We start from the raw sequence: 8,993 nt of genomic DNA on the forward strand, positions 1-8,993 counted from the left end.
TGTCCGTCGTCGAATGATTTGAGACCGTTTGGGCGTGTCAGGAACGGAGGCTCTGGCTCATCTGGGTTTGAGGCTATGCGGCCTGCAGGTGATGCTGCAAGCGTCTTTGTTGGATGGTCTGGCGTTTGATCCTTTCGCGTTCGGTGAGGATGGCCTGCCCCCGGCCGAAGTAGACATCGGCGGGGGTGAGATTGCCGATGCTCTCATGGTAGCGGGCATGGTTGTAATGCTCGATGAAGGCCGCGACCTGCCGTTCGAGATCGCCGGGCAGATAGTAGTTTTCGAGCAGGATACGGTTCTTGAGAGTCTGGTGCCAGCGCTCGATCTTGCCCTGCGTCTGGGGATGGTAGGGCGCACCGCGGATGTGCTGCATGCCCTTGCCGTCGAGCCAGGTGGCGAGGTCGGCCGAGATGTAGGACGAGCCATTGTCGCTCAACAGCCTCGGCCGGTGCGCGACCGTGATCCGGTCGAGCCCCGATGCCGCCAGCGCCAGATCGAGCGTGGCCGTGACGTCGTCAGTGCGCATGGTGGCGCAAAGCTTCCAGGCGACAATGAACCGGGAGAAGTCGTCGAGCACGGTCGACAGATAGTACCAGCCCCAGCCCGTGATCTTCAGATAGGTGAAGTCGGTCTGCCAGAGCTGGTTGGGTGCCGTCGTCTTGTCCTTGAACTCGGACGCCGCCTTGATGACGATATAGGCCGGGCTGGTGATGAGATCATGGGCCTTCAGCAGCCGATACACCGACGCCTCGGAGACGAAGTAGCTCTTCTCGTCGGTGAAGCGTACGGCCAGCTCGCGGGGGCTGAGTTCCGTCTCGCGCAGCGCCAGCTCAACGATCTCGGCCCGGATCGGGTCAGGAATCCGGTTCCAAACACGATCCGGCCGCGAGCGACGATCGGCGAGCGCTTCGATCCCGCCGGTGAGATAGCGATCGTACCAGCGGTAGAACGTGGCGCGGGGAATGCCGAGCTTCTCCAGCGTGCGTCGCGCCGGCAGATGCGAGGCCTCGACCAGGCGGATGATCTCGGCCTTCTCGGATGCGGGATACCTCATGTGTCGTCTTCCCCATCCGCCAGCATGCTTTTTTTGAGCAACCGGTTTTCCAAGGTCAGATCCGCCACGGCCTCCTTCAGGGCCTGCGCTTCACGGCGCAGCTCCTTCACCTCGTCGGAGGTCGCTGCACGCGCCGTGTCACCGGCCAGCCGGCGCTTGCCGGCGTCGAGGAATTCCTTCGACCAGCCGTAATACATCGACGAAGCGATCCCCTCGCGCCGGCAAAGCTCGGCGATGCTCTCCTCGCCGCGTACGCCCTCCAGCACGATGCGGATCTTCTCTTCGGCCGAAAACTGTCGGCGCGTCGCGCGCCGGATATCCTTCACGACCTGCTCTGCCGGCGCTTTCCCCGGCCCCGATTTTTGTCTCATCTGCGCTCCATAATGGCTGCGATGATCCAGAAATCCTCCCTTCCCGAAAACCCCTAAACTGTCTCAAGAGCGCTGACGGCAGACAGTTCAATATCTAAGCGATCCATCATTGAGACGCATCATCGTTTCCTGCGAAGAACTCTGGCGAAACCGCAAATTCTGTCTCGAGAGGTGCTCAACGGTGGGGCATCCCATCAATTTCATACCGCGCTCGATCTCCAGGCGCATCAGTTCGAGGGCTCGCTCGACACCGGCCTGCCCCGCGGCCGCCAACGGGAAAAGATAGTATCGACCAAGACCGACAGCTTTCGCGCCGAGCGAGAGAGCTTTGAGCACATGTGTGCCGCGTTGCACTCCCCCATCCATCATCACATCGATGCGGTCGCCGACCGCATCGACGATTTCGGCAAGTTGATCGAAAGCCGAACGCGAGCCATCGAGCTGGCGGCCACCATGATTGGAAAGGACGATGCCTGTGCAGCCAATCTCGACGGCGCGGCGGGCGTCTTGCACCGACATGATGCCTTTCAGGCAGAATTGCCCGCTCCAATGCCGCACCATCTCGGCGACGTCTTGCCATGACATCGACGGGTCGAGCATGTCGGTAAAATAGCGGCTGATCGACATGGCTCCGCTCCCCATATCGATATGGCCGTCAAGCTGGGGAAGTCGAAAGCGTTCATGGGTGAGATAGTTGATTCCCCATGTTGGCTTGATGGCAAATTGGGTGAGTCCGGCCAGGTTCAATTTGAAGGGGATCGAGAAACCCGTGCGCTTGTCGCGCTCCCGGTTACCACCCGTGATACTGTCGACGGTCAGCATCATCACGTTGACACCGGCCTGCTTGGAACGCTCCATCATCGCACGATTGAGGCCGCGATCCTTATGGAAGTAGAATTGATAGACCTGCGGCCCGTTGCTGATGCGGCGCGCCTCTTCAAGGCTTATGGTTCCCAGGGATGAAACGCCGAAGAGAGTGCCGTACTTGCCCGCTGCTGCCGCGACGGCCTTCTCACCCCGATGGTGAAACAAGCGCTGTAGCGCCGTCGGCGAGCAATAGGCCGGCATTGCCAGTTTCTGGCCCATGACCGTCACGGACATGTCGACATCGCTCACGCCGTGCAAAACGTTCGGCACCAGATCACAGCTCTCAAAGGCGGCGGTATTGCGCTGATAAGTGGCCTCATCGTCCGCTGCCCCGTCGATGTAGTTGAAGATCGGACCAGGCAGTTTTTTTTTGGCCAGTCGTTTGAAATCATGAAAATTGTGGCAGTTTTTCAGGCTCATGGCTCTATCTGATGTCACGATGGAGATCAAAATGAAGAAGTTGGATCATCTGCTTTGACGCTCTGCTGCCATCCCGCTCAATAAAACGATCGCTGGCCGAGTCTCTTCGGCGGCCAGCGATCCACATTCGACCGGATAACGATCCACATCTCATTCCAGGAGACGCCGCACACATCCCCAGCACCGTATCGCGATACCGACACAATGCTGGGCTGGAACGATCTTCCCCGGGCAGCAGCTCGACTGGCGCCAATCCCGCTCGGGGAAAAATGGAAGCTATTAAAGCTTCTTCCCGATCGCCCAGAAAGTATAAAGGCTCGGTGAGAACTTCACGACTCCCACTGTAATTCTGAGAGCCTTCGCTTTAACCGAGGCCGGGAGCGTGATGACCATCTCCCTGATAGTGGTTCCTTCCTTTATCTTCTTCCAGGTTCCGGTTCCGTCATCCGCTTCGATGGTGAAGGAATTGATCGGAGACACGCCGTCCTTTGCGAGATTGTGCTGCTCGTTGAGTTGGATCGCGCTGATCTGAACGACAGATGAGAAGGTCTGCATCAACGTTGCCGTTGGCGCGGTAGTTGTTGGCGCGGCGGCCGACCACCGGCTGGCTGGGTCCTTGTCGATGGCGAAGCTCGGAGGAACGGTCGCATTGGCCTGGGAGGTGGCTGCAGCCGTGACTCCGGCATCGGTCGAAAGCACGCGGGCCTCCGAGCCCTTCGGCCCCAGGGTGATCGATTGCTGAGCCTGGTTCCTCATGATGGTGAGGCTTATCGACTGACCAACCGGCAGCGCGTCGTAGATCGCCCGGAAGTCCGGCACGCTATTAGTCGGCTTGCCGCCCGCCGAGAGGATCACGTCATTGGCGAGAAGCCCCGATGTCGCACCGATATCGCCAACAATGGTCGCCTCGATCAGGACGCCGGCAATGCTGGGTAGGCCATAGCTCGACTTCTGCCCATCGGTGGTGATGGACACCACCTGCATGCTGGCCAGCACGGTCACGTCCGAAGGGACGTACTCCGCGGAAGGAATCACGGGTGCAGGGAAGTCGGGCAGCTTTCTGATCGCCTTCAGTCTTTCGTTCTGAACGCCGAACTGGGTCATGTCGATATTCTTGAAGCCGACGGCGGCCGACAGGGCCGGCGAACTGGCGGCAACACTGTAGTCTCCCTTGGTCGGGTCCACGAAGAGCGCGCTGCCGGAGATGGAATTGAGGTCCCATTTCTTGTTCGGATCCATCGCGCGCACTGCATCCAGATCCGACTTGCTCGTGAAGAAATTGTTGTCAATGGTCTTGCCGAATCCGACAAGCCAGACCGGCTCGTATTTTCTCATCACGATGTTGTTGGTGAACACGTCAAGACTGTCCTTGAACCAGACATGAGGATGGAAGGTGTTGTTCAGCATGATGTTGTTCGAGCCCTTGCGCCCGAACCCTTCCCTGAACTTCAGGCCACCCTTCAGCAAGACGTTGTTGGTGACGATATAGTTGGAACTGCCATCGTCCAGATCGATATCCCAGCCGCGGTCGCAGCGGAAACGGTTGTTGTTGATGGTGATCGGCTTGATGACATCGAGCTTCCAGGCGTCGGGATTGGCTGCCATGAAAGTGTTCATCGCGTTGCGGTCGGGGCTCCAGAAACGATCGCGGCCCCAAGAATTGAACGCACCGTGATCCCCGGTCTCGAGCACCGTGTTGAACACGTCATTATATTCGAGCACATGCCCGCCCCAGGTGCCGTCGCCGATATTGATGCCGGCGCGAGGGGTGTTGTAGATGCTGTTATGCGAGACCTTGATATCCATGGACATGGAGATCTCAACGCCGGTCGACTGCTTGTCTCGATTGCCGATGTCATGGATGAGATTGTCGGCGGCCGTGGACTGGGCGGGATATTCGTTGGTCTTCGGCCCTGGCGTCAGATCCAGCTTGGTGTAGTTAGCAGCATCCTTATATTGATCGGGTGGCATGGCATTCGCATCCGTGGAGGAGCGAACCGCGCTCTGCTTGCCGACGAAGGCAATGGCGCTGGCGCCGATGTCATGGATGTAGTTGGCATGGATATTGACTCTTCTGTTGTAGCCATTGACCAGGATGGCGTTGCCACCGACGTCGGTCAGGACATTGTTCGAAATCTCGATGTCCTCGCCACCTTCGATGAATACCGTGCCGCCGCGATAGAACATCCAATCGCTGCGCAGCAGTGGCTCTGTCTTCTTCATGAAGGTATTGAGCGTCTGCTTGAAAGTAAGGCCATCGATGCGAACGTTCTTTACGGGCGCCGCCTGGGTGCCCCTGAGTTCGATCAGGCTCTCGGACTGGGTGACCTCGATCGAGGCGTCCTGGAGATTGGTTGCCAGAGGCGGATAGAAATAGAGCGTCGAGGTTTTCTTGTCGAGGAACCATTCACCGGGAGTGGTGACCTCTTCCCGGATGTTCTCGACATATTGGGTATTGTCGCTCAGGCCCTGTTCCGGCCGGTTGTTGCCAATCGGATCCCCAACCAGGAGGCCGTTCGTGGCCGTGCCGCCCTTGCCGATGATGTTGTAGTAGATGTCACCCCATTCGGCATTGACCATGCCGATCAGAATACCACCCGCGGGATCGGCCCATTTCGCTGATTGCGCCTTGATGTCTGCGGCCTTCGTAGAACCGTTCAGGAAGACTTCCGGGTCTCCGGGCTTGGCCTTCTCCCTATATTTTGGAAAGCGGGCCAGAACCTGCTTCTTGTCGTTGAGGAAGAGCTGGTCGAAAGTGGCGTTGACCTGCGTCTTCATCACGCCGGATATGGGCGCGGTCGGGGTGGGATCCGCCGCGGTCCAGGTCAGCCCGCTCAGCTTCATCGAGCCTTTCAGAATCGGCGTCGCGCCAACATCCGCATGGATGTAGAGACCCGAAGCTGCCGGACCGAGCACGACCGGAGACGACATGTAATAGGTGCCATCCTTGAGGGCGACTTCCTTGACCTTGAGTTCGATTGCTCGGGCAACCGCGGATCCCAGCGTTGCCTTGGGCGCGGCCTTGGTTCCCGGTGCCTGGTCGCTGCCATCGGGCGCCGCATACACGACAGTCTGGATCTCGCCCGAGGGCTCGGGATTGGTCGGATTATCCGGTTCGAAAGTGCCGGCGCTGTTGGCAGCTTGGGAATCTTCGCCATTACAGCCCCCCAGGAATAATAAAGGCAAAAAAGACAGAAACACAGTTCTTATTAGTCCACATTTCATTCCATTTCCTCCTTTTCTACGGTGATCTTTTAGGTATAAATTTCTATTATATAGCAATAATACTTTTAAAATGAGACATAAATATACTGAAAAATATATTAAATTAAGTAATTACATGGAAATTACCCGAAAAATTCTGAAAAAAGTCTTTCGGATTTGCAATTACTGCCCCCGCCGTCCTTTTCCCGAAAGCCTTAACGATTCCCGATTCTATTTATTAAAGAATGATATGTTCAAATATGAGCCAATTCAATTGGCCATAAGGAGTATTCTCGTCTCTCTCCGCCGAGAGATGCGCATCTCGAATTGCGACGTTGGTAATTTCACAGAAACGTCGGGGCTGGGTAGGCTGGGGCGCCGTCCCGGAAATGCGCCGAAATCGCAGCACAGGCAGATCAGCAGTGAGTTCCACGCGGAGATCGCAATTGCGAGGCGCCAATTCTGCAGAGCGTCGCCCCGAAGTAGCTTCTGTTTTTGCGGGCTCTACAGCAAACTTGGCTACGCGACGCCGAAAGTCCACCAATCGCTGTTTTCAAGCAACGAGCGCATCCGAACTTCCGGCACGGAGACTCTGAATTACATCTCAACCCAGATTAGCTGTCAGGTTGTGAGACGTCATTGGCGTATGACATTACATTGGCCTGCTGCCGGTTTCGTGGACACCGAGATAAGGTGTTTAACGGAACTGGAGAGTTGGAATGCAGAGAAGGAAGTTCAGCCGCGAGTTCAAGCTTGAGGCAGTGAGGTTGGTGAAGGATCGAGGCGTCTCGGTGGTGCAGGCAGCCCGTGATCTTGACCTCCATGAGAATGTGCTGCGCAAATGGGTCCGCGAGATAAGCGTCGATCCGCAGCATGCCTTTCCCGGTCATGGACAGATGAAGCCGGAGCAGCAGGAGATCGACCGGCTGCGCAAGGAAGTCGCGAAGCTGAAGGCGGAGCGCGACATCCTAAAAAAGGCCGCAGCCTTCTTCGCGAGGGAAGTGACATGAGGTTCGCTTTCATCGCGAGGCATCGGAACATCTGGCCGGTGGCATGGCTGTGCGACGCTCTGGATGTGTCTCGCTCAGGCTTCCATGCCTGGCTTAACCGCAATCCCAGCGCGCGGTCTCGGCACGACGAGATCCTCCTTGCCAGGATCGACCAAAGCTTCAAGAGCAGCGACCGAACCTATGGCGCACGTCGCGTCTGGCACGATGTTCTGGCAGAAGGTCTTTCCTGCGGCCTACACCGCATTGAGCGGCTCATGCGAGAAAATGGCCTGCGTGCCCGGCCGCGCCGCCGTGGGCTACCGAAAGATACTGGCGAGCGCTCGGCCGTGTCGGAGAACCTGCTCGACCGTGCCTTCGAGGCGTCGGCGCCGAACCAAAAATGGATCGCCGACTTCACCTATATCTGGACCGCGGAAGGATGGCTCTACGTTGCCGCCGTCGTCGACCTGTTCTCACGCCGCGTCGTCGGCTGGGCGATGAAGGCGGAGATGACGGCCCAGCTCGTCACCGACGCCCTCATCATGGCGATCTGGCGCAGAGGCAAACCGGACCGTCTGTGTCCGTCGTCGAATGATTTGAGACCGTTTGGGCGTGTCAGGAACGGAGGCTCTGGCTCATCTGGGTTTGAGGCTATGCGGCCTGCAGGTGATGCTGCAAGCGTCTTTGTTGGATGGTCTGGCGTTTGATCCTTTCGCGTTCGGTGAGGATGGCCTGCCCCCGGCCGAAGTAGACATCGGCGGGGGTGAGATTGCCGATGCTCTCATGGTAGCGGGCATGGTTGTAATGCTCGATGAAGGCCGCGACCTGCCGTTCGAGATCGCCGGGCAGATAGTAGTTTTCGAGCAGGATACGGTTCTTGAGAGTCTGGTGCCAGCGCTCGATCTTGCCCTGCGTCTGGGGATGGTAGGGCGCACCGCGGATGTGCTGCATGCCCTTGCCGTCGAGCCAGGTGGCGAGGTCGGCCGAGATGTAGGACGAGCCATTGTCGCTCAACAGCCTCGGCCGGTGCGCGACCGTGATCCGGTCGAGCCCCGATGCCGCCAGCGCCAGATCGAGCGTGGCCGTGACGTCGTCAGTGCGCATGGTGGCGCAAAGCTTCCAGGCGACAATGAACCGGGAGAAGTCGTCGAGCACGGTCGACAGATAGTACCAGCCCCAGCCCGTGATCTTCAGATAGGTGAAGTCGGTCTGCCAGAGCTGGTTGGGTGCCGTCGTCTTGTCCTTGAACTCGGACGCCGCCTTGATGACGATATAGGCCGGGCTGGTGATGAGATCATGGGCCTTCAGCAGCCGATACACCGACGCCTCGGAGACGAAGTAGCTCTTCTCGTCGGTGAAGCGTACGGCCAGCTCGCGGGGGCTGAGTTCCGTCTCGCGCAGCGCCAGCTCAACGATCTCGGCCCGGATCGGGTCAGGAATCCGGTTCCAAACACGATCCGGCCGCGAGCGACGATCGGCGAGCGCTTCGATCCCGCCGGTGAGATAGCGATCGTACCAGCGGTAGAACGTGGCGCGGGGAATGCCGAGCTTCTCCAGCGTGCGTCGCGCCGGCAGATGCGAGGCCTCGACCAGGCGGATGATCTCGGCCTTCTCGGATGCGGGATACCTCATGTGTCGTCTTCCCCATCCGCCAGCATGCTTTTTTTGAGCAACCGGTTTTCCAAGGTCAGATCCGCCACGGCCTCCTTCAGGGCCTGCGCTTCACGGCGCAGCTCCTTCACCTCGTCGGAGGTCGCTGCACGCGCCGTGTCACCGGCCAGCCGGCGCTTGCCGGCGTCGAGGAATTCCTTCGACCAGCCGTAATACATCGACGAAGCGATCCCCTCGCGCCGGCAAAGCTCGGCGATGCTCTCCTCGCCGCGTACGCCCTCCAGCACGATGCGGATCTTCTCTTCGGCCGAAAACTGTCGGCGCGTCGCGCGCCGGATATCCTTCACGACCTGCTCTGCCGGCGCTTTCCCCGGCCCCGATTTTTGTCTCATCTGCGCTCCATAATGGCTGCGATGATCCAGAAATCCTCCCTTCCCGAAAACCCCTAAACTGTCTCAAGAGCGCTGACGGCAGACA

At 58.6% G+C, this 8,993-nt stretch carries 4 protein-coding genes and 1 pseudogene; 1 reads left to right on the forward strand and 4 read right to left on the reverse strand.

Going from position 1 to position 8,993, the window contains the following annotated elements:
• Positions 1 to 73: 73 nt before the first annotated feature.
• From ACTJKX_RS37150 to ACTJKX_RS37160, 3 genes are all read right to left on the reverse strand, one after another.
• A protein-coding gene (locus ACTJKX_RS37150) for an IS3 family transposase (protein WP_440728269.1) occupies positions 74 to 1,425 on the reverse strand; the annotation gives its coding sequence in 2 pieces (ribosomal slippage) (positions 74 to 1,089 and positions 1,089 to 1,425; 1,353 coding nt in all).
• Between the two features lie 87 nt (positions 1,426 to 1,512).
• Positions 1,513 to 2,712 carry an alpha-hydroxy acid oxidase gene (locus tag ACTJKX_RS37155; protein ID WP_440728394.1) on the reverse strand — a complete coding sequence of 400 codons (1,200 nt, stop codon included), beginning with the start codon at positions 2,710 to 2,712 and terminating at the stop codon, positions 1,513 to 1,515.
• A gap of 279 nt (positions 2,713 to 2,991) precedes the next feature.
• Positions 2,992 to 5,778 carry a right-handed parallel beta-helix repeat-containing protein gene (locus tag ACTJKX_RS37160; protein ID WP_440728395.1) on the reverse strand — a complete coding sequence of 929 codons (2,787 nt, stop codon included), beginning with the start codon at positions 5,776 to 5,778 and terminating at the stop codon, positions 2,992 to 2,994.
• An 857-nt stretch (positions 5,779 to 6,635) separates the two neighbouring features.
• Here ACTJKX_RS37160 and ACTJKX_RS37165 point away from each other — a divergent pair.
• Positions 6,636 to 7,498 (forward strand): annotated as a pseudogene (locus tag ACTJKX_RS37165) (IS3 family transposase); the annotation flags it as partial.
• Positions 7,499 to 7,556: 58 nt separating this feature from the next.
• Here the strand turns inward: ACTJKX_RS37165 and ACTJKX_RS37170 are convergent.
• Positions 7,557 to 8,908, reverse strand: a protein-coding gene (locus ACTJKX_RS37170; protein WP_440728269.1) for an IS3 family transposase whose coding sequence is annotated in 2 segments (ribosomal slippage) — positions 7,557 to 8,572 and positions 8,572 to 8,908 — 1,353 coding nt in all. Because the reading frame shifts where the segments join, the coding sequence is not laid out codon by codon here.
• Between the last annotated feature and the right edge of the window lie 85 nt (positions 8,909 to 8,993).

Source organism: Labrys sp. 22185 (genome assembly GCF_052045555.1).
Taxonomy (GTDB): domain Bacteria; phylum Pseudomonadota; class Alphaproteobacteria; order Rhizobiales; family Labraceae; genus Labrys; species Labrys neptuniae.

Coding starts and splice junctions, on each gene's coding strand:
- ACTJKX_RS37155 (WP_440728394.1), bottom strand. CDS start 2,712: ATGAGCCTGAAAAACTGCCACAATTTTCATGATTTCAAACGACTGGCC.